At 55.5% G+C, this 21,192-nt stretch carries 16 protein-coding genes; 14 read left to right on the forward strand and 2 right to left on the reverse strand.

Going from position 1 to position 21,192, the window contains the following annotated elements; translation table 11 throughout:
• Positions 1-103 precede the first annotated feature (103 nt).
• Together EUZ85_RS28410 and EUZ85_RS28415 are read left to right on the forward strand one after the other, a co-directional pair.
• Positions 104-1,306 (forward strand): FAD-binding oxidoreductase, encoded by a 1,203-nt coding sequence (locus EUZ85_RS28410; RefSeq protein ID WP_127973482.1) that lies wholly within the window; start codon positions 104-106, stop codon positions 1,304-1,306.
• Positions 1,303-2,079 carry an aldo/keto reductase gene (locus EUZ85_RS28415; protein ID WP_127973483.1) on the forward strand — a complete coding sequence of 259 codons (777 nt, stop codon included), beginning with the start codon at positions 1,303-1,305 and terminating at the stop codon, positions 2,077-2,079. Before EUZ85_RS28410 ends, EUZ85_RS28415 begins: the two co-directional genes overlap by 4 nt.
• A 32-nt stretch (positions 2,080-2,111) precedes the next feature.
• Here the strand turns inward: EUZ85_RS28415 and EUZ85_RS28420 are convergent, their stop codons facing one another.
• Together EUZ85_RS28420 and EUZ85_RS28425 are read right to left on the reverse strand one after the other, a co-directional pair.
• Positions 2,112-3,161 (reverse strand): DUF2333 family protein, encoded by a 1,050-nt coding sequence (locus tag EUZ85_RS28420; RefSeq protein ID WP_127973484.1) that lies wholly within the window; start codon positions 3,159-3,161, stop codon positions 2,112-2,114.
• 38 nt (positions 3,162-3,199) lie between these two features.
• Positions 3,200-5,203, reverse strand: a complete 2,004-nt coding sequence (locus EUZ85_RS28425) for an EAL domain-containing protein (protein ID WP_127973485.1) — start codon at positions 5,201-5,203, stop codon at positions 3,200-3,202.
• 262 nt (positions 5,204-5,465) lie between these two features.
• On the opposite strand from EUZ85_RS28425, the gene EUZ85_RS28430 reads away from it, so the two are divergent.
• The 12 genes from EUZ85_RS28430 (at position 5,466) to EUZ85_RS28490 (ending at position 21,186) form a co-directional block, all read left to right on the forward strand.
• The gene (locus EUZ85_RS28430) at positions 5,466-7,082 is read left to right on the forward strand and encodes a diguanylate cyclase (RefSeq protein WP_127973486.1); all 1,617 of its coding nucleotides are present in this window, start codon (positions 5,466-5,468) and stop codon (positions 7,080-7,082) included.
• Positions 7,083-7,423: 341 nt separating this feature from the next.
• Positions 7,424-7,867: a type II 3-dehydroquinate dehydratase gene (aroQ, locus tag EUZ85_RS28435; RefSeq protein ID WP_127973487.1), complete on the forward strand. Its 444-nt coding sequence runs from the start codon at positions 7,424-7,426 to the stop codon at positions 7,865-7,867.
• Between the two features lie 16 nt (positions 7,868-7,883).
• Positions 7,884-8,339 (forward strand): acetyl-CoA carboxylase biotin carboxyl carrier protein, encoded by a 456-nt coding sequence (gene accB, locus EUZ85_RS28440; protein WP_127974609.1) that lies wholly within the window; start codon positions 7,884-7,886, stop codon positions 8,337-8,339.
• 91 nt (positions 8,340-8,430) lie between these two features.
• Positions 8,431-9,771, forward strand: coding sequence for an acetyl-CoA carboxylase biotin carboxylase subunit (accC, locus tag EUZ85_RS28445; protein WP_127973488.1), 1,341 nt, complete (start codon positions 8,431-8,433; stop codon positions 9,769-9,771).
• A 14-nt stretch (positions 9,772-9,785) separates the two neighbouring features.
• A complete protein-coding gene (gene prmA, locus EUZ85_RS28450) occupies positions 9,786-10,664 on the forward strand; it encodes a 50S ribosomal protein L11 methyltransferase (protein WP_127973489.1) in 879 nt (292 codons plus the stop codon).
• A gap of 232 nt (positions 10,665-10,896) precedes the next feature.
• Positions 10,897-12,249 carry a DUF3426 domain-containing protein gene (locus tag EUZ85_RS28460; protein WP_206617970.1) on the forward strand — a complete coding sequence of 451 codons (1,353 nt, stop codon included), beginning with the start codon at positions 10,897-10,899 and terminating at the stop codon, positions 12,247-12,249.
• Positions 12,250-12,505: 256 nt separating this feature from the next.
• Positions 12,506-13,516 (forward strand): tRNA dihydrouridine synthase DusB, encoded by a 1,011-nt coding sequence (gene dusB, locus EUZ85_RS28465; protein ID WP_127973490.1) that lies wholly within the window; start codon positions 12,506-12,508, stop codon positions 13,514-13,516.
• Positions 13,513-13,821: a DNA-binding transcriptional regulator Fis gene (gene fis / locus EUZ85_RS28470; protein WP_127973491.1), complete on the forward strand. Its 309-nt coding sequence runs from the start codon at positions 13,513-13,515 to the stop codon at positions 13,819-13,821. The genes dusB and fis overlap by 4 nt, the downstream gene beginning before the upstream one ends.
• Positions 13,822-14,005: 184 nt before the next feature.
• Positions 14,006-15,583, forward strand: a complete 1,578-nt coding sequence (gene purH, locus EUZ85_RS28475; protein ID WP_127973492.1) for a bifunctional phosphoribosylaminoimidazolecarboxamide formyltransferase/IMP cyclohydrolase — start codon at positions 14,006-14,008, stop codon at positions 15,581-15,583.
• 91 nt (positions 15,584-15,674) lie between these two features.
• Entirely contained in the window at positions 15,675-16,973 is a 1,299-nt protein-coding gene (gene purD, locus EUZ85_RS28480; RefSeq protein ID WP_127973493.1) for a phosphoribosylamine--glycine ligase, read from the forward strand.
• A gap of 216 nt (positions 16,974-17,189) precedes the next feature.
• Complete coding sequence (locus EUZ85_RS28485; protein ID WP_127973494.1) at positions 17,190-20,921, forward strand: EAL domain-containing protein; 3,732 nt, start codon at positions 17,190-17,192, stop codon at positions 20,919-20,921.
• Positions 20,905-21,186 (forward strand): circadian clock KaiB family protein, encoded by a 282-nt coding sequence (locus EUZ85_RS28490; protein ID WP_127973495.1) that lies wholly within the window; start codon positions 20,905-20,907, stop codon positions 21,184-21,186. The genes EUZ85_RS28485 and EUZ85_RS28490 overlap by 17 nt, the downstream gene beginning before the upstream one ends.
• The last annotated feature ends 6 nt before the right edge of the window (positions 21,187-21,192 follow it).

Below are 21,192 nucleotides of genomic sequence, written 5' to 3' on the forward strand. Positions count from 1 at the left end.
AGCAATCAGGGTTTTAAATCTTGTTCATGATGCTCGCGGCGGGTTTGGGTTCGGTCTGACGAACGGCTATAATGGCGCGCATTTTTCGTAATGGAGCCACCGAATGGCAGAAACTCTAGAGACAGATGTCGTCATTATCGGCGGGGGAATCGCTGGGCTATGGCTGAACTATCGGCTTCGCAAAGCGGGCTATAGCACGCTGCTATTGGAAAAGAAAACCCTGGGGGGCGGACAAAGCGTGCGTTCACAGGGCATTATTCATGGCGGCGCAAAATACACCCTCAACGGAGCGCTAACCACCGCCGCTAACGCCATTTCGGAAATGCCGGATCGCTGGCGCGCCTGCCTCAAAGGCGAGGGAGACGTGGATCTCAGCTCTGCGCGCGTGCTCTCAGAATATCACTATATGTGGTCGCGCGACCGCCTGGTCTCCAAGCTGACCGCGTTCTTCGCCAGCAAGGCCGTACGCGGCAAAGTTTCTGGAGACGCAGCCATAGAGCGTCCCGCCGCATTCAATACGCCAAACTTCCATGGCAACTTCTATGCCCTGAACGAGTTAGTGCTGGATGTTCCCACTGTAATCAATGCGCTAATCACACCATTTAGCGATGGCATTCTCCAATATGATTGCACTCAGCCTGGCACATTAGTTCAGGACCAAGGGGAAATCGTGGAGATGCATCTGGTCGGCAAAAACAAGCGCGTGCGGGTCAAGGCCAAGCGCTTTATCCTCGCAGCGGGAGAAGGCAATGAAAGCGTCCTGCACGGCGCGCAACTGCATCGCCCTGCCATGCAACGCAGACCCCTGCACATGGTGATCGTGCGCCATCAGTATCCGCACCCTGTTTACGCGCATTGCATTGGCGCCGGCTCCAAGCCGTTACTGACCATCACTACCCACTACATGCAGGACGGCCAGCCCGTCTGGTACTTGGGCGGCAATCTGGCGGAAACCGGAGTTGAGCTCGACCGCGAAACGCAGATCAATTCCGCCAAAACCCTGGTGAAAGATCTTCTCCCCTGGATTGATCTTGGCGAATCCCGCTGGTCCAGCTTCCTGATACACCGCGCGGAACCTCAGCAAAAAGGCATGCTGCGTCCGGATACGGCGTTCGTTCACAGCGAAAAGAATATTCTGACCTGCTGGCCAACCAAACTGGCGTTGACGCCCAATCTGGTCGACACCGTCATGGCGCAACTGCAGGCGGACGGCATTGAGCCCGGAACGCCAAGCGACCTGGGGGCGTTAGGCTTCCTTCCACGCCCCGGCATCAGCGCGCCAGTGTGGCAGGAGATGCTGTCATGAAATACCGCCCGCTTGGCGACACCGGCATCGAAGTCAGCCTGCTAGGCTTAGGCACGGTTAAACTGGGACGCGATCAAGGCGTAAAGTACCCCACCGCCTTCAAAATTCCCGATGATCAGCAAGCTCTGGCGCTGATCGGTTTGGCGGAAGACCTGGGAGTAAACCTGATCGATACGGCGCCGGCCTACGGCTCCAGCGAGACCCGCCTGGGCGGACTGCTGCAAGGCCGTCGCCAGCGCTGGGTGATTTGCAGCAAAGTGGGCGAAGAGTTCGTTGATGGGCAGTCCTATTTCAACTTCACGCCGGAACATACCCGAATGAGCGTCGAGCGTAGCCTGCAACGGCTGCGCACCGACTATATCGACATCGTGCTAATCCATTCCGATGGCGACGACATGGCGATTCTGCAGAAAGAAGGCACGCTGCAAGCCCTGGCGGAACTAAAGTCTAAAGGAATGATTCGCGCCATCGGGCTCTCAGGCAAGACCGTGGAGGGCGGCATCGCCGCTCTGCAACAAGGCGATGTCGCCATGGTGACTTACAACCTGGAGCATCAGGAAGAAAAGCCCGTACTGGACTATGCGCAAGCGCATCAAAAGGGAGTATTGATCAAAAAGGCGCTGGCCAGCGGCCATATCTGCGTCGGCCCCCATGAAGATCCATTGCGGAAAAGCATGGAGTTCGTATTCGCCCATCCCGGCGTATCCAGCGCCATTATTGGCACCATCAATCCTGAGCACTTCAAAGAGAACGTCCGCGCGCTACCGGTGTAACGATAGCGCGCGTCGTTCCCAATCGAATTTCCTTACCCCTGCGCCAGCAGGCTGCGCAAATCGATAATCGCCGCATTCGCTCTGGAGATGAACGACGCCATAGTCAGCGAGTGGTTGGCAAGTACGCCAAAGCCGCTGCCGTTCAGAATGACCGGACTCCAAACCGCTTCCTGAGTCGCCTCCAGCTCCACGATAATCTGACGCAGACTGACCACCGCGTTCTTATCCCGCAGCACATCGCCGAAGTCCACCTCAATGGCTTTGAGTATGTGAATCAACGCCCAGGCGGTGCCACGCGCTTCATAAAAGACATCGTCGATTTCCAGCCAGGAGGTCTTCAACTCCACTTCGCCCTGCCCCGGCGTTGACTGCTTCGCCGACTTGTCGCCAGCCAGCGCCATATCCAACTGCCGTTTGCCGACGCTTTCACTCAGGCGTTGCGACAAGCTGCCAAGACGCGTCTCCACATCAGACAGCCAGTTACGCAGGTTATCCGAACGGGCGTAAAACTGTGCGTCAGGCTTGTTTGGATCGGACAAACGGTTCAAATAACTGCGCAGCGCTTTCAATCCTCGGCGGTATTCGTCCTCAGTAGAGGGAATCACCCAGGAGCGGCTGTCAAAGTTAAACTGAGGCTCCGCCACTGTTAGGTCGCGGTCTTCCGTCGACTGACTTTGCGAACGGCTGATATCTTTACGCAAGGCGCGGCTCAGGTCTCTGACCTGAACCAGCACGCCATATTCCCAATGGGAAATGTTGTCCAACCATAGGCCGGGTGGGAATACATCGTTGGAAATATAACCGCCCGGCTTTTCCAGTAAGGTGTCGACCAAGGTGATAAGCGTCGCCGTGGTCGTGCTGCCGACGACCAGCGGACGGTTCTGATCCGTCACCACGCTTCTGGCGTTGGGTCCCACCTCAAATAGCTCTGGTTCAGAGCTCCAGTACCAACCCACAAATAATGCGACGACTAAATATACTCCCAGAGCGCCGCCAATCAATTTAGCCAAAAAACCACCTCCCACGTAATCGCCGAGTTCTTCTCCGCGTTCATTAAAAAAGTCTTTTATCGCCTGCCACATAGATATTGCCGCTCCTCGCAATCTTCAAGCTCCGCCGCTCACGGCGCCGCCATATGTGGCGGGCTTTCCTGAGGCCGAAAGAGATAATATCCCATTGCGCCGTCCACCCCGAGCTGCACCAGACTGTCCCAGTCGTCCTGGGACTCGACGCCCACCCCAATGACTTTAATGGCCTGTGAGTGCGCAATCTGCACGATGGAGCGCAAATAAAACTGATGCCCCTGATCTTTGTGTATATTTTTCACCAGACCCGGGTCGATTTTGATCATATCCACCGGACAACTTTTCAAATATCCGAACGGCATACCGGTAGAGCCGAATCGGCTGATGACGATACGGAAAGCCAGTTCATTACGCAACTGTAACAGACGATCAAACGCCGCCCAGGCCGCCTGCAATGCGTGCTCGGAAACTTCCAGCAGCAAGCGCGGACATTGCGCGGAAAAACGATGCAATATCGCACCAACCAGATCAGCGAACTCAGTCGACTGCATACTGGATACCGCCAGACTGACGCAAAACGCAGCATCCTCATGATGCTCCGCCAATCTTGTCAGCGCATCTTCCAACACTTGCGCATCCACTTTCAGCGCCAGGTTAAAGCGGTCCGCCATAGGGAGAAATTCCGCCGCCGCCAACACTCTTCCCTCCATGTTCATGCGCACAAGCGCCTGATGGAACAGGAAGCTCCGAGAGTCGTCGCTCAGAACTGGCTGAAAGTGCAAGTAGAATCCTTTATCCGCCAGTGTTGACAACAATAAGGATTGCCACTCGGTCGCCATAAGCGGTTTCTGACCTGCTTCACGCCCGCTACTGCGTCCTTTGCGCCACGCATTCGTGCATGATTTTTGCGCCACCCGCATCGCGAAGTCCGCCACCGACAGCACCTGCGCCAAGGGCGTTCGCCCCTCTGTATTGACCACCCCAATGTGGAGACGATTGGAGCCGCCCCAATTTTTAATCAACGGCAGCGACGTCAATCTCTCCAGCAAGCGCTCCGCCACGGCTTCCGCGCGACTGTCCGTCAAGCCGCTGAGAAAAACGGTGAAGCAACCGCCGCCACGGCGACCCACATAACTGCCGATATGCGACAGGCATTCGTCATGGATGACTTCCGCCATTTGCTTGAGCAGCGCATCCCCCTGTTCTCTTCCAAACTGATCGTTGTACTCAGACAGGCCTGACAGCTGCGCCAAGAGCAACGCGCCAACACTGTCCCCATCGTCTCCCGCCAGCGCCGCCTGTAAGCGATTATCAAAGGACTGCCGGTTCAGCACGCCAGTGACGGAATCCAGCAGCGCCAATTTGCGCAGCGACTCGATCGTGGCCACCTGCTCTTCAAACGAACGTCGCAAATGGTCCGCCATGCTGTTGACCGCCAACGTGACTTTCGCCAGTTCACGAGTGCCAGGAATTGGCAGCGAGACATCAAAGTGTTTGTCTTCAATCCGATGCGCCGCTTGCTCCAGCCGCTGCAAAGGGCGCAACAGACTGCTCAACAGCAAATGGAAAGCCGCAAATGCAAAAACAGTCACAACCGCAAACCAGGCCAGTTGATTACGCAACGTCGCCCACAGCTCTCGATAGGCGATGCCTGGGTCGCTTTGCACCATCAAACGGCCGACCGGGCGCCAACCCGCGATAACCTCCGCTTCTCCTACCGGAGCCTGCAGGTCGAGCCAGCGCACAAACCATTTGGGTACGCCTTCCAAGTCCTTGGAGCTGGTTCGCGCCACAACAGAACGCCCTTCCTGGTCCAGAATGCGTATGCCTTGATAAGCGCCAGAGTCAAAGATGGCGTCAACCATGGAAGACGCAACCACCCAGTCCTGCGGGTCCGCCACGTGAGAAACGGACAAACCCAACGATGTGGCGGAGTCTCTGGCGTGAGACTGTAGCTGATCCTGCAGGTACAACTTCTTCTGCCACAAATTAAGGCCGAACACGCCCCCTAACAAAATCAGCAACATCGTGGAGATCAGACCCAGCATCAGCACTTTGATCGATCGTTTGTCACGCAATGCTTTATTATTATCAGTCATGGCGACTCCGTCGGATTTGATCACAGATTCAGCGCTTTCCGCCCAAACCACCCGCAGTTGACGCTTAAAGGTTTGCGCTACTACACAAATGCACAAGAATTTACATACACATACAGTTTACGACTATATTTAAATAAAATTGCCAAACTATACTGAAACTTATATCAATACGTCCTGGCTTGAATTTTGTACTTGTAAATCAGGCGCATAGAAGAAAGACAAACTGGTTGCAACCACTAATGGAAGCGGATTTACCCTCTCTATGACCATAGAAAGTCAACGGGACAAACTCAAGCAGCACTTCGCCGGTCGCGTAACGACACAGGCGCGCATTGTCCTGGAAGCATGGCAACAGTTGAAGCAAAGGAACTGGCAGGACAAACAGTGGTTTTCCGATTTCCAGCTTGCAACCGATAAATTAGGTCGTTACGCAGCCCGTTTCGACATGACTGATCATCTGTGTATAGCGCAGTCGATCAACACCAGTCTCAAGAGCATCAGCCTGCGTAAAACCCCCGTCACTACTGCAGATATCCTTGCAGTGGAGCAGCAGGTTATGCAGTTGGCGACCGTCACCCAGCGCAAAACCGATCGCACCGACAGCAGCGCCAACCGAACCTATTTACGGTCACCGATCTATCTGGCCCTGAATCAGAAAGACCTGGCCCAGCGCATCGCTCAACAAATGCAGTTTTTTGGCTTTCGTGGCGAATTGTATTCCTCTCACGACACCCTGCAGGCGGCGACGCAGAAAAACAAACCTGAAACCATGATTGTCGACGTGGACTTTGGCGGCGAGAAAAATGCCGGCATCGAGTTGATTAAACGCATTCAGGGCAATCATGAAACGCCCATCCCCGTCATGTTCATCTGCCCACGTGAGGGTGATATCCAAACCCGCCTGGAGGCTGCGCGCTGCGGAGGCGAGGAGTTTGTAGAACGCACGCTGGACGCAGCGCAGCTGATCGAGAAAGTGGAGACTTACACTCGCTCCAGCGCGCATGACCCCTATCGCATCATGGTGGTGGATGATTCCAGAGCCCAGGCCGCATTTATGGAGAGCACTCTGCGCAAAGCGGGCATGACATCCAAGATCATCACCGACCCGATGCAGGTTTTGATCGCTCTGGAAGAGTTCTCTCCTGAAATCATCATCATGGACATGTACATGCCGGGCTGCACCGGAACAGAGCTGGCCAAAGTAATCCGGCAGCAGGACAAGTTCGTCAGCGTCCCGATTATTTATCTGTCCGCGGAAGACGACATCAACAAGCAGTTACACGCGATGAGCCTCGGCGGTGACGACTTCCTGGTGAAACCAATCAATCCTCGACACCTGATCGCCACAATTCACAACCGCGGGCGGCGGGCGCGCACATTGCACGCCATGATGATCCGCGACAGCCTGACCGGGCTTTACAATCACACCCATACGTTGAATCTGCTCAGCATGGAGATCAACAAGGCGAAGCAGACCGGCGAACCGCTCAGCTTCGCCATGATGGACATCGATTACTTCAAGCGCATCAACGACACCCACGGCCACCCCGTTGGCGACAGAGTGTTGAAGAGCATGTCCCTGTTCCTGAAACAGCGACTGCGGAAGACTGACCATATCGGCCGTTACGGCGGAGAGGAGTTCGCCGTGGTGCTCCCCAACACAGACGAGTGCGACGCCAAAAATATGATGAACGACATTCGCGAGCGTTTCGGAGAACTGATGCACCCCACCGAAGAAGACACGTTCAAGGTGACGTTCAGCTGCGGCATCGCCGCATATCAAGCCGGCAACACCCAACAGGTGCTGGCGCAAAAGGCGGATAAGGCGCTGTATGAAGCCAAACACGCAGGCCGTAACTGCGTAAAAGTGTTCAGGTAGGCTCAAAGGCTCTGAACTCGCCGGTTTCCAGACATCGTGGAAACCGCCTACAACAATGCGCTTATTGTGTTTTAAACAGAAGTATCAAGAATAGTTCACAGGATTGGGTTAAATTGCCGTTGTCGCCGTCATCAAGACGGCGACCTCAAAATTCCCGCTAAGTATGCGAACACCCTGTTTTTACTAGAAAAAACGCGTCAACTCTCTCCAGCGCAGCGCTACTACCAAAGTATGACCGCAAAGTGCGGCAATCTGCTTGAATATAGTAGACAAAAGAGTCAAACTTCCGAAATCTTGCTTTTACTACACCTTAAATATCCGACAGATAAGGACAAGACGCCATGGCAAGCATTCTAGTGTTGCACGGCCCTAATTTGAACTTATTGGGAACGCGCGAACCGGAAATTTATGGCGCAGAAACTTTAGACGATATTAATTTCCGCCTGACGGAAATCGCCAGGCAAGCGGGCCACCATCTGCTGACGCTGCAAAGCAATGCAGAGTACGAATTGATTGATCGCATCCATGAAGCCAAGAAAGAAGGCGTGGATTTCATCATCATCAATCCAGCGGCCTTTACCCATACCAGCGTGGCGCTGCGCGACGCCCTTCTCGGCGTTGGCATTCCTTTCATTGAGACGCATTTGTCCAATGTGCACGCCCGTGAGGCGTTCCGCCACCATTCCTATTTCTCCGATGTCGCCGTCGGTGTGATATGCGGATTCGGCAGCCAGAGTTATGAACTCGCTTTGCAGGCCGCCTTTTCAAAGATTACCGGAAAATAAATTACGAGAGCCTATGATGGATATCAGAAAAGTAAAAAAACTTATTGAACTGATTGAAGAATCAGATATCGCCGAAATCGAAATTAAAGAAGGCGATGATTCCGTACGCATCAGCCGTCGTCTGGCTGGCGCCGAGCCTGTATACGTTTCCGCCGCGACAATGGAAGCCCGTCCGGCCGCCGCCCCTGTTTCCGCTGCAGCGCCTGCCGCAGAAGCCGACGCAGGACCTCAATATAACGGTCATCTGGTCAAGTCGCCCATGGTTGGCACCTTCTATCGCGCGCCATCCCCTTCCGCGCCAGTGTTTGCTGAAGTTGGACAAACCGTCAAAGCCGGCGACGTACTGTGCATTGTCGAAGCAATGAAGATGATGAACCAGATTGAAGCGGACAAGTCCGGCACGGTTGAAGCCATTCTGGTGGAAAACGGACAACCGGTGGAGTTTGACCAGCCGCTGTTCTCGATTGTTTAAGAGCCCCCATCCGGACTCTTCCCGCCCAGCGGGACATCCTGATCATTCCGGCGCAAGCCGGACGGCAATGTTTTTTTAGGGTACTCCTACCATGTTGGAAAAAGTGCTTATCGCCAACCGAGGCGAAATTGCGTTACGCATCCTGCGCGCCTGCAAAGAGTTAGGCATTAATACCGTAGCGGTGCACTCAAGCGTGGATCGCGACCTGATGCATGTACGGCTGGCGGACGAGTCGGTTTGTATCGGCCCGAACAGCCCCACAGACAGCTACCTGAATATCCCCGCCATTATCAGCGCGGCGGAAGTGACTGACAGCGTGGGTATTCACCCGGGCTACGGCTTTCTGGCGGAAAACGCCGATTTCGCCGAGCAGGTGGAGAAAAGCGGCTTCGTCTTTATCGGTCCCAAGCCAGACACTATTCGCTTGATGGGCAACAAAGTCTCCGCCATCCAGGCCATGCGCAAAGCGGGCGTGCCGACAGTACCGGGCTCTGACGGCCCCATCACTGAAGACAAAGAACGTACGCTGGAAGTCGCTCGTAAAATCGGCTATCCAGTCATCATCAAGGCCGCTTCCGGCGGCGGCGGACGCGGTATGCAGGTGGTCAACAGCGAAGCTGCGCTGCTTAACGCGATTCAGTTGACGCAAAGCGAAGCCAAGGCCGCTTTTGGCGACCCCACTGTTTATTTAGAGAAGTTCCTCGACCGTCCCCGCCACATTGAAGTACAGGTTTTGGCCGACGGACAGGGCAACGTCATCCACCTGGGCGACCGCGACTGCTCCCTGCAGCGCCGCCACCAGAAAGTTCTAGAAGAAGCCCCCGCGCCGGACGTTGATCCTGAAGCCCGCGCCGCCACGCTGAACTCCTGTGTGCAGGCCTGTCTGGACATCGGCTACCGAGGCGCCGGGACGTTCGAGTTCCTGTACCAGGACGGACGTTTTTACTTCATTGAGATGAACACGCGCGTTCAGGTTGAACATCCTGTTTCAGAGATGATCACCGGCGTCGATATCGTGAAAGAACAGTTGCGCATCGCCGCGGGCATGCCCCTGTCCATCAAGCAGGAAGACATCCAGTTCCGCGGTCACGCCATCGAGTGCCGCATCAACGCGGAAGATCCACGAACCTTCGCACCCAGTCCCGGGACCGTAACGCATTACCACGCCCCAGGCGGCAACGGCGTGCGTGTTGACTCCCATTTATATAGCGGATATAAGGTTCCCCCTTATTACGACTCACTGATCGGCAAGGTGATTTGCTGGGGCTCCAACCGCAACAACGCGCTGGATCGCATGAACAATGCTCTGGATGAAATGCTGGTGGAAGGCATCAAAACCAACATTCCTCTGCACCGCCGGTTAGTGACCGACGCAGGCGTACGCCGTATGGAGTACACCATTCACTATCTGGAAAAGCTGTTAAAAGCTTGATTTGAGGAACACATGTGTCCTGGTTACAAGTAAAAGTCTTAACTGATGAAGCCGGGGCGGCCGCTCTGGAGCAGATTTTCGAGGGCCTTGGCGCCCTCTCCGTCACCATGCTCGACGCCGCCGACGATCCTGTTCTTGAACCTGACCTTGGAACCACTCCCCTGTGGCGCAACACTCAGGTCGTTGCGCTTTTCAGCGCTGACACCAGCGCAGAAATGGTCCGTGAGCAATTGGAACGCAAACAGATTGCAGCGGCGGATATTGAGTGCGAAGTCATTGAAGACCGCGACTGGGAAAGAGAGTGGATGACCCACTTCCACCCCATGCGCTTTGGCTCCCGGCTTTGGATTTGTCCAAGCTGGGGAGAGCCCGAAGATCCAAACGGCGTCAACTTATTACTCGACCCCGGTTTGGCTTTTGGCACCGGCACCCACCCCACGACCGCGCTTTGCCTCACATGGCTGGATAGCCAGAAGCTGCAAGGCAAGCAGGTTATCGATTTTGGTTGCGGCTCCGGCGTCCTTGCCATCGCAGCCTTGTTGCTGGGAGCGGACCACGCCACCGGCACGGATATCGACCCGCAAGCTTTGGAAGCCAGCCGCGACAACGCCGAGCGCAATAGCGTCAGCGAAGGTCTGACTCTGCACTTCCCGGAGCAAATGCCGGAGATGCGGGCGGAAGTCGTTATCGCCAATATCCTGGCGAATCCCTTGATCAGTCTGGCGCCCAAACTGGCCGCGCTTACCCTGCCCGGCGGCTCTATCGCTCTGTCCGGCATACTGAAAGATCAGGAAGAAGCCGTGGCGGAAGCCTATCGCAATTACTTCGAACTGGACCCCACCGAGTACAAAGAGGACTGGGTCCTGATCAGCGGTAGACGCTTGCCATATTGATCGCCAATCCGGCGTTTTTTCAAGACGCCGGTTAGCCACTCCCGCGATAGACAGCCCCCCTTCGCTAGGCGACAATGGAGCGCGAAGTTGCTCTTGCAAATAGGGAACAATTCATTCATTTTTAAACAACTTTGCGAATGTGCGACAATCTCGGCGCCCCATTTGCTAGAACACCCCTAACATAGAGTTGGTCTACATTTAACTACTGACGCAGTTTTTTCCAGGAGGCGTTTTGCTCACTCGCTGCCCACATTGCGCTGCAAGTTTCAGGGTTACTGATAAACAGCTGCAAGCCGCCCATGGCAAAGTAAGATGCGGCGCTTGCATGAAGGTATTCAACGCAGCGGAGCATTTGATGTCTGACAGCGCTCCAGCGCATGTGGACCCAACTCCCGTTAAAGCGCCACCTCCCAGACCAGCCAGACAATCGACAGCGGCTCCCGCGCCGAAAGCAGCGGCAAAGCCCAAAGTTGAGCCCAGCGTAAAAGAAAGCGCTGCAAAAGCCTCTTCTTCAATTATCACACCGCTCACAGCGATGGACCCAGACGACGATCTTGGCGATCTGACTGACGCGTTAGTCGCCGCGGGGGACGATGATGACGAGTTCATATTTCAGGATAACCCGGAAGAGGACAAAGACGACGAAGGCTATTCCGGCGGCATGTTTGATCAGAGTGAATTGAGCGACAGCTTCAGGGAGCTTGATCGAGGCGGTTCCAGCGCCAAACGGGAATTTGAAACGCCGGATGAACCGGAAGAAGAGGAAGCCACTGACGAAAGCTGGGCCGAACAGATGCTGCGTGAGCTAGAGCGCCCAGGACAAGCACCTCCTCCACCGCCCGTTCAGGAACCAAAGCAAGAAGTTAAAAAGGCAGCGCCCAAAGAGGCGTTGAAAGTCGAGCCGACTCCACCGCCCAAACCAGAGCCGGCGCCCCTCCCCGCTGCACCGGAGCCAGAACCGGAATACGAGAACTATCCTGAGTTTGAAGCGCCCATGCACGCGGAGCCTCCCTCCCAATTCCACGGGTTACGCGCAGAACCGATCAGTATCGATCACTCATATGAGCAAAAAGCGTCACCCGGCGTTTTAAGCAAAATCATGTGGACCTTCGCCAACCTGTTGTTGGTGGTGTTCCTGGTTTCACAGTTGGCGTGGTTCCATTTCGATAAGCTGGCCCGCTATGACCAACTGCGCCCCTGGTACGCCAAGGCATGCGAAGTCATCGGCTGCACCCTGCCTTCTCTATATGACGTGGGCCAGATTCGTAGTCAGAACCTGGTGGTGCGCAGTCACCCATTGGTTAACAAGGCGCTGATCATTGACGCTATCATCACCAATCAAGCCAGTTTTGCGCAGCCCTTCCCAAATATTTCGCTGAACTTTTCAGACATTAATAACAACGTCATTGCCCATCGCATTTTCACGCCGCTTGAGTATCTGTCCGGTGAAGCCAAGGACATGACGCAAATGCCGTCGGGCGCGCCTGTACATATCACTCTGGAAATCCTTGATCCAGGCAAGCAGGCGGTCAATTACACTCTCGACTTCATCTCTGCATTATCCGGCCCGGCGCCCACCCAATAGAAAGGCGCCGGAAGCTACAAGCCACTGCAATTAAAACCGATAGAAACAAGCGCGATTTGGACTTGACTCGGTGGCCAAGTTCTAGAAATAGGCCATTTAACCTATACGCCTCGTCGTTATGATTAACGAATGATCAACATATTGAGATTTGGGATAAAAAATACTCTATTTTTAAAATTTCAAGTCTTTCCCGGCATTAATCATCTGAGTATCATAGGCACCCCTATCCAGGGCGAACACTTTTTAGTCATTTCTTATGACCAGAGCGGAAGCGGCCGTGAAAATTGGACCCTATGAGTTGCGTAACAATTTGATACTGGCCCCGATGGCTGGAGTGACCGACCGCCCCTTCCGGCTGCTATGCCGTAGTCTGGGCGCAGGCCTTGCAGTATCGGAAATGATGGCTGCGAATCCGGATCTGCGAGACACCCGAAAATCCAGATTACGTATGGATCACGACGGCGAAGGCGAGCCCATTGCGGTGCAAATCGCCGGCGCCGAGCCGGAGATGTTGGCCGAAGCGGCGAGATACAACGTCGAACATGGCGCGCAAATCATCGATATCAACATGGGTTGTCCCGCTAAAAAGGTCTGCAACAAAGCGGCAGGCTCAGCTTTGTTACGAGATGAAGCCCTGGTGAAAGATATATTGACGGCTGTGGTAAGCGCTGTCTCTGTGCCGGTGACATTGAAAATACGCACCGGATGGAGTCGGCAAAGCCGGAACGGGGTGACTGTCGCCCGCATTGCGCAGGATTGCGGCATACAATCACTCGCTGTGCACGGCAGAACCCGCGAGTGCAAATACGAGGGAACGGCGGAGTACGACACTATAGCTGAGATCAAACAGAGCGTTTCCATTCCGGTGGTGGCCAACGGCGATATTACCTGTGTTGAGCAAGCCAGGCATGTGCTGGATTACACCGGCGTCGACGCTTTGATGATCGGCAGAGGAGCACAGGGGCGTCCCTGGATTTTCCGTGAAATCGAACACTTTATCGCTACCGGAGAGCGCTTACCGGAACCGCCAATGGATGAGATTAAGCAGATACTCATCGGTCATATTAACGCGTTACACGAGTTTTATGGTGACTACCAAGGCGTCCGCATCGCACGCAAGCATGTGGGCTGGTATCTGCAAACCGCAAATATTGGGGCCATTTTCAAGTCACAATTTAATCGTTTAAACGATGCTCAAGCGCAGCTGGATGAACTCCATCACTTTTTTGAGCATCTGAGTATTGAAGGAGAGGAAAAAGCCGCATGACTACAGAATCTATCGTTACAACAGAAACCGGTTCTGGAGCTAATAATTTACTGACCGTGGAGCAGTCGGCCACTCAAACCATGACTTTGCGCGATAGCGTTGATCAAGCGCTGGCGAACTACTTCGCGCAACTGGACGGAGCTCCCGTCAAAGACGTCTATCAAATGGTGCTTTCCGAAGTTGAAGCTCCCCTGCTTGAGCAGGTGCTGAAATACACCCGCAACAACCAGACCAAGGCTTCTGTCCTGCTGGGCTTGAACCGCGGCACGCTGCGCAAGAAGCTGAAGCAGTACGATCTGCTGTAATCGCTGAATCACACATCTTTTAAGAGAGGGCTCGCCGACATTTCTCATCCAACTCTGAAATGTCCGGTACAAGAGCCCTCTTTTGTTTTTTGCGCAACAGGCTAAGCTTTTTTACGCTAGGGTCTGTTGGCGTTTCGGTAACTGACCCTGATAATTCTGCACTAAGGCAAGAGATCAACTTATCATGTCCAGCCCAGATAATGTGAAGATCAAACGAGCGCTCATCAGCGTTTCCGATAAATCCGGCATCGTCGAATTCGCCAAATCCCTGGCTGATCTCGGCGTGGAAATCCTGTCCACCGGCGGTACGTATAAATTATTGCAGCAGGAATCCGTCCCGGTGCGTGAAGTCTCTGACTACACCGGCTTCCCGGAAATGATGGACGGACGAGTGAAAACGCTGCACCCCAAAGTACATGGCGGCATTCTGGGCCGTCGCGGTCAGGACGACGCAGTCATGGCGGAGCATGACATCGCGCAAATCGATCTGGTGGTCGTCAATCTATATCCTTTCGAAGCCACCATCGCCCGCCCCAATTGCTCACTGGTGGATGCGATTGAAAATATCGACATCGGCGGGCCGACAATGGTGCGTTCTGCGGCGAAAAACCATAAAGATGTCGCGATTGTGGTTAATCCTTCCGATTACGATGGCATTGTCGCCGAGTTGCAGGCGAATGGCGGCGCGCTGGCCTTCTCTCGCCGTTTTGATCTCGCTGTTAAAGCGTTTGAGCACACTTCCGCCTACGATGGGGCCATCGCCAATTATCTCGGCCTGAAGGTTCAGAGTGAAGAAAGCGCTTATCCGCGCACGCTTAACCAGCAGTTCATTAAAAAGCAGGATCTCCGTTATGGTGAGAACCCTCACCAAAGCGCCGCCTTTTATGTTGAAGCGAACGCTCGTGAGGCCTCAGTCTCCACCGCCACGCAACTGCAGGGCAAGGAGCTGTCTTATAACAATATCGCCGATACAGACGCGGCGCTGGAGTGCGTGAAGCCGTTCGCCGACGCCGCCTGCGTTATCGTCAAACACGCCAATCCATGCGGCGTCGCCATCGGCGTAGACATCAAACAAGCCTACGAGCTGGCTTATGCGACGGATCCCACCTCCGCTTTCGGCGGCATCATCGCCTTTAATCGCGAGCTGGACGCCGACACCGCGCAGGCGATTATTTCCCGTCAGTTCGTGGAAGTGATCATCGCGCCAAAAGTCAGCGAAGGCGCACGCGCCGCGCTGTCCGCCAAGACCAATGTCCGCGTGCTGGAATGCGGAGCATTCCAGGGCGAACGCCTCAGCGCCTTCGACTTCAAGCGCGTTACTGGCGGCTTGCTGGTGCAGGACCGCGATCTGGGCATGGTGAATATGGATGCGCTGAAAATGGTGACGGATCGCGCGCCAACGGAACAGGAGCTGAACGACCTGTTGTTCGCCTGGGAAGTCGCCAAGTTCGTGAAGTCCAACGCAATCGTTTACGCCAAAAGTGGACGCACTATCGGCATCGGCGCCGGCCAGATGAGCCGTGTCTACAGCGCCAAGATCGCCGGTATCAAAGCAGCGGATGAGAACCTGGAAGTCAAAGGTTCGGTCATGGCTTCAGACGCCTTCTTCCCATTCCGGGATAGTGTTGATGCGGCGGCGGCGGCCGGCATTACGGCGATCATTCAGCCCGGCGGCTCCATGCGCGACCAGGAAGTGATCGACGCGGCCAATGAACACGGCATCGCCATGGTGTTCACCGGCATGCGCCATTTCCGACACTAATTCCGCACCTGCGGCTACCCGCGTCCGTGTAGCCGCTAAACCTCAATTATCGCGGAGCGTCAGGCTCCGCTCGCAAATGTGGAGCAAACAGATGAATGTTTTGGTCATCGGCAGCGGCGGCCGGGAACACGCCCTGGCCTGGAAAGCGGCGCAGGCGAATTATGTAAACACCGTATTTGTCGCGCCCGGCAACGCCGGCACAGCTCTGGAGCCCAAACTGGAAAACGTGGCGATTGATGTGCTTGATTTTGACGCGCTGATCGCTTTCGCCAAAGACAACCAGGTGGAGCTCACCATCGTGGGCCCGGAAGCCCCTCTGGTGGCGGGCGTTGTAAACCGCTTCCAGAAGGAAGGTTTGCGGATCTTCGGCCCATCTCAGGGCGCCGCGCAACTGGAAGGCTCAAAAGCCTTTACTAAAGATTTTCTGGCCCGCCACAACATTCCTACCGCCGCCTACCAAAGCTTCACCGAGATTGAACCCGCCCTCGCCTACCTGCGCGAACAGGGCGCTCCGATCGTGGTCAAGGCGGACGGCCTTGCCGCAGGCAAAGGCGTTATCGTTGCGATGACGCTGGAAGAAGCGGAAGACGCCGTACGGGATATGCTGGCTGACGCCAAATTCGGCGACGCGGGACACCGCGTGGTGATTGAGGAGTTCCTGGAAGGTGAAGAAGCCAGCTTCATCGTGATGGTGGATGGCGAACACGTGTTGCCCATGGCCACCAGTCAGGATCACAAACGCGTAGGCGACGGCGACACCGGTCCCAACACTGGCGGCATGGGCGCTTATTCCCCTGCCCCGGTCGTTACTGACAGCGTCCATGAACGCATCATGCGCGAAGTGATTTATCCCACCGTGCAGGGCATGGCGCAGGAAGGCAACGACTATGTAGGCTTCCTGTACGCGGGCTTGATGATCAACGCCGAAGGCGCGCCTAAGGTCATTGAGTACAACTGCCGTTTCGGCGACCCTGAAACTCAACCCATCATGATGCGCATGCAGTCGGATCTGGTTGAGCTGTGCATCGCCGCCACACAAGGCGCGCTGGACAGCCAGACATCGGAGTGGGATGCACGCGCCGCCGTAGGCGTCGTATTGGCTGCTGGCGGATATCCTGACAGCTATGCTAAAGGCGCCGTCATTTCCGGCCTGGAAAACGCTGACCGGTCTGACGCCAAGGTGTTCCACGCCGGGACGACCATGCGTGACGGCCAAGTGGTCACTCAAGGCGGACGCGTTCTGTGCGCCACCGCACTAGGCGCCGACGTCACCGAAGCGCAACAAAAAGCCTATGAGCAGGTCGCCCGTATCGACTGGCAGGATATGTACTACCGTAAAGATATCGCTTACCGCGCTATCGCCCGGGAGCAGGCGAGCAAGAACGCCTGATTCTATTTTTTCGGCGGCGGATATTCGTCGCCGAATTCCTTCCTTTATAAATCCGCCGCGATTTCCAATACTTAACGCCCCTTCCCCGTTGCGTTCGCATGACCATGCGGCCGCCAGCCCATTTTTCGCGCCCGCGAGCCTTGGATATATTGAATAAGCTGGCCTATTCTTTTGAGACCGACTGAGAGATTTCAGGGCTTATAAGGACTAAGATGGATGCCGAAGAACACAAGGAACAGCGGACGGCGCGCCGTAAAAGGTCCTTTTCTCGCCGTACCTCATGAAGCCCGTTTTCAGTACATCCTCGACGATATTCCCGAATTGATCTGCCGCTGGAAGCCGGATGGAGCGATCACGTATGTGAATTCGCAATATTGCCGCTACTTCGGGTCACCCAGAAATGCATTGATAGGAAAATCGATCTTTACCCTGTCGCCTTCTGAAGAGCGCAGCGCGATTCATGAACAAATGCGCCGGATTACGCAAACCTCCCCTGTCAGCCAGCAGGAGCGCAAAGCCATTGACGGAAACGGAACCCAGCGCTGGTTGTTATGGACAGATCGCGGAATATTTGACTCACAAGGACGCCTGCTGGAGTTGCAATCCATCGGTCGAGACATTACTGACAGCAGGGAAACCAATGAACAAATAGGGTTCATGGCCAGTCTGGCGACTTTGAGCCCTCACCCCATTATGCGCGCGACCCGCGACGGCGCCATTATCTACGTCAATTACGCCGCAGCGGAGTTTCTCAAGCTATGGGAAACCGCCATTGGCGACCTCATTCCCTCAACCTGGGAGCCCACTCTGAAAAAAGTGATGGACTCAGGAAAGACAGCGACGCTGGAATTGGAGCGCAACGGCCGGCATTTTCTACTGACGTTATCCTGTGACCGCTCCGCCTCTTCCCAAGAGAAAGTCGCCAACCTTTATATCACTGACATCAGTAAGCAGAAGCAAAATGAGGACGCACTGCGTCGCAGCGAAAGCCGCCTCGGAGCCCTGGTGTCAGCCGAGGCGGACAGTATTCTGGTCATTGATGATGCCGGCGTCATCCGCTTCGCCAATCCGGCCGCGGAGCGAATTTTCGGCAAGCCCAAAGAGATGCTGATCGGCCAGTCATTCGGCGCTCCCTGCCTGAATGGCGACTATGCGGAAGTGGAGTTCCCCCGAGGCGGCAAGCGCATCGCGGAAATGCGGGCGCAACCAGTGCCCTGGAACGACATCCAGGCGCATCTGATTACGTTGCATGACGTGACGGACCATCGTAAGCGCGAACATCTGCTGCAGCGACGCAACCGCACGTTGGCGGTGCTCACCGCCTGCGACCATCACTTGGTCAGAGAGAACGATGAGCGACGTTTGATTGATTCTTTCTGTCGCCAGTTGGTCGGCGTGGGACGCCATCAAACCGCCTGGTTCGGGTGGGTGGATGACGGTCGTCTGGACACCTCCAGCAAAGTCATTCTGGCTGGAGACGAGACACCGTTTACGCTAATGAAAGAGCGCCATCGTCTGGCCCTGGATGAGAATGATCCCGTGATCCAAGCGCTTCGCGAAAACTGCTCTGTGACGCGGCATGATCTATCAGAGCTTTACAGGCTTCCTCCCAACTCGAACAGTCAGCCTTTGAGTCAGTGCATGATCGCCTTACCCGTGGGTAAGTCCCCCGAGACGCTGGGGATAATGGTCATTTATTCAGAGTATGCAGAAGCATTCGACCACGAAGAGATCGAGTTGCTTGAACAGCTCGCGGATGATCTTTATTACGGCGTCGTCTCCCTGCGCACCCGGCATGCCCGGGAAAAAGCGGAGGAATCACTGCGCTTGCGCGATCGCGCAGTGGAGTCCACTCCCAATGGCATACTGATTCTCAATGCGCGTCGCCCCGACCTGCCGCTGGTCTACGTCAACCCTGCATTCGAGCGCATTACCGGGTATAGCAGCGGTGAAGTGGTGGGAAAAGGCCCGTTTTTTCTGCAAAGCGATATTGATGAAGACCGCCGCAGAGAGTCCCTGCATTTTTTGATTCGCAACCGGGAGGAAGGCTGCGTTCTGTTGCGCAATCAGCGTAAAGACGGGTCGCAGTTCTGGAATGAGCTGCACATCGCTCCGGTTTACGACGACCGCCGCATGCTCACTCACTTTGTCGCCGTGATCAACGACGTCACCGAGAGCCGGCATTATCAGGAACAGCTGGAATATCAAGCCTCCCACGATGACCTGACCGGCCTGCCTAACCGCAACATGATGCGCGACCGTCTGGGTCAGGAGCTGTGGCGCGCCGCCCGCAACAAGCATAAAGTGGCTATCGTGTTTCTGGATATCGATCAGTTCAAATTGATCAACGACAGCCTCGGCCATAACGCCGGCGACGCCATGTTAAAGGTGATCGCCAAGCGGCTTACTGGCATGGCGCGAGCCAGCGACACTGTTGTGCGCTACGGGGGCGACGAGTTCGTCATCATTCTTCCGGATATCTCGCCGCCGGAGAAAGTCGCCAGTTTCATATCCCGGCTTATGGACGTGATCGCGCAGCCCATTCAATTGGATCATCGCGACATTCGGGTTTCCGCCAGTATCGGCGTCAGCATTTATCCGCAGGATGGCGACCATCCCGAAGTCCTGATAAAAAATGCGGATATCGCCATGTATCTGGCCAAAGAAGAGGGCCGCAACCGCTTCCACTTCTTTACTGAAGACCTCAACAAAACCGCGATGGAGCGTCTGGATCTGGAAGTGCGACTGCGCGCCGCCTTAGAGAAACAGCAGTTTCATCTGGAGTACCAGCCGCAAGTGGATTTGCGCAGCGGCGTTATTACCGGGGTCGAAGCACTGTTGCGCTGGCATGAACCGGAGCTGGGCGATATCCCTCCCGGTAAATTCATTCCCATTGCGGAGGAAACCGGCCTCATCGGCGCCATTGGCGAGTGGGTGCTGCACGCCGCCTGCGTACAGGCGAAAGCCTGGACTGATTTGGTCGCTCATCCGTTGACCATGTCCATCAATCTGTCAGCGAAACAACTGACCATGGCGCGTTTTGACAGCGCCCTGCACAGCATACTCACAGACACTGGCGTGGACTGCCGCCATATCGAGATAGAGTTGACGGAAAGCGCCATCATGCGCAACGTAGATGAGATGCGCGAGCGCCTGAATCTTTTGAAGGAGCAGGGACTCAAGCTGGCGGTGGATGACTTCGGCGTCGGCTATTCCAGCTTCAGTCATCTGCGCAGTTTCTCCTTTGACCGGCTCAAGCTTGATATTACTTTCGTACGCGACATCACTACCGACCCCAATACCGCCTCCATCGCCCGCACAGTGATGTCCATGGCCAGAAGCATGCGTATGCAAGTGGTGGCGGAAGGCATAGAAACGGAAGCTCAACTGCGCTACCTGCAACGGCTGGGGTGTGATGTAGGGCAGGGCTTCTTCCTGGGACGTCCGGCGTCTGCCGAGAACATCGAAGCGCTGCTCGCCAGCCCCCGTATCCGCTCTGTGCGCCCTCCCCCGTCCTCCGCCGCCCGCAACCTGCTGGTGCTGGATGATGAGATGAACGTAGGCAGCGCCATCAAGCGGCTGCTGCGCCATCAGTTCAACGTGTTCCACGCCACCACGTCACGGCAGGCGTTCGACATCATGGCGCGCACACCGATTCAGGTCGTTATCTCTGATCAGCGTATGCCGGACATGTCGGGGACGGAGTTTCTGAATCGGGTGAAAGAGCTACACCCCAACGCAATCCGCCTCATCCTCACCGGTTATGTGGATATGGAGACGATCACAGAAGCCGTGAACAAAGGCTGGATATTCAAGTTCCTGACCAAGCCCTGGCAGGATGACAAACTGCTGCAGGTCGTGACGGAGGCCTTTGAGCAGTACGAGAAAGAGCACCAGACGCGACTGCTGGATACAGCGAACGGAGTCAGCGATGCAGCCCGCGCCTGAACCGTCGCTGGTAGAGCTGACGCTCTATGTGCAATCCGTATCCAAGGTTTCAATGGGCGCTATCCGCGCAGCCCGCCACCTTTGCGAAAATGTGCTGGCGGGCCGCTGCACGTTGAACATCGTCGATCTCGATCAGAGCCCCCAGACCGCCGAGCGTGACGCCGTGCTGGCGACGCCGACTCTGGCCTGGGGGAGTCGACGCATTATCGGCGACCTGTCAGATAGCGCCAGAGTGTTGGAACTGCTGGAGCTGACGGCGCTCTGATCGTCG

Origin of the sequence: Hahella sp. KA22 (assembly GCF_004135205.1) — a bacterium.
Classification (GTDB): domain Bacteria; phylum Pseudomonadota; class Gammaproteobacteria; order Pseudomonadales; family Oleiphilaceae; genus Hahella.

Coding starts and splice junctions, on each gene's coding strand:
- EUZ85_RS28410 (WP_127973482.1), top strand. CDS start 104: ATGGCAGAAACTCTAGAGACAGATGTCGTCATTATCGGCGGGGGAATC.
- EUZ85_RS28415 (WP_127973483.1), top strand. CDS start 1,303: ATGAAATACCGCCCGCTTGGCGACACCGGCATCGAAGTCAGCCTGCTA.
- EUZ85_RS28420 (WP_127973484.1), bottom strand. CDS start 3,161: ATGTGGCAGGCGATAAAAGACTTTTTTAATGAACGCGGAGAAGAACTC.
- EUZ85_RS28425 (WP_127973485.1), bottom strand. CDS start 5,203: ATGACTGATAATAATAAAGCATTGCGTGACAAACGATCGATCAAAGTG.
- EUZ85_RS28430 (WP_127973486.1), top strand. CDS start 5,466: ATGACCATAGAAAGTCAACGGGACAAACTCAAGCAGCACTTCGCCGGT.
- aroQ (WP_127973487.1), top strand. CDS start 7,424: ATGGCAAGCATTCTAGTGTTGCACGGCCCTAATTTGAACTTATTGGGA.
- accB (WP_127974609.1), top strand. CDS start 7,884: ATGGATATCAGAAAAGTAAAAAAACTTATTGAACTGATTGAAGAATCA.
- accC (WP_127973488.1), top strand. CDS start 8,431: ATGTTGGAAAAAGTGCTTATCGCCAACCGAGGCGAAATTGCGTTACGC.
- dusB (WP_127973490.1), top strand. CDS start 12,506: ATGACCAGAGCGGAAGCGGCCGTGAAAATTGGACCCTATGAGTTGCGT.
- fis (WP_127973491.1), top strand. CDS start 13,513: ATGACTACAGAATCTATCGTTACAACAGAAACCGGTTCTGGAGCTAAT.
- purH (WP_127973492.1), top strand. CDS start 14,006: ATGTCCAGCCCAGATAATGTGAAGATCAAACGAGCGCTCATCAGCGTT.
- purD (WP_127973493.1), top strand. CDS start 15,675: ATGAATGTTTTGGTCATCGGCAGCGGCGGCCGGGAACACGCCCTGGCC.
- EUZ85_RS28485 (WP_127973494.1), top strand. CDS start 17,190: ATGCCGAAGAACACAAGGAACAGCGGACGGCGCGCCGTAAAAGGTCCT.
- EUZ85_RS28490 (WP_127973495.1), top strand. CDS start 20,905: ATGCAGCCCGCGCCTGAACCGTCGCTGGTAGAGCTGACGCTCTATGTG.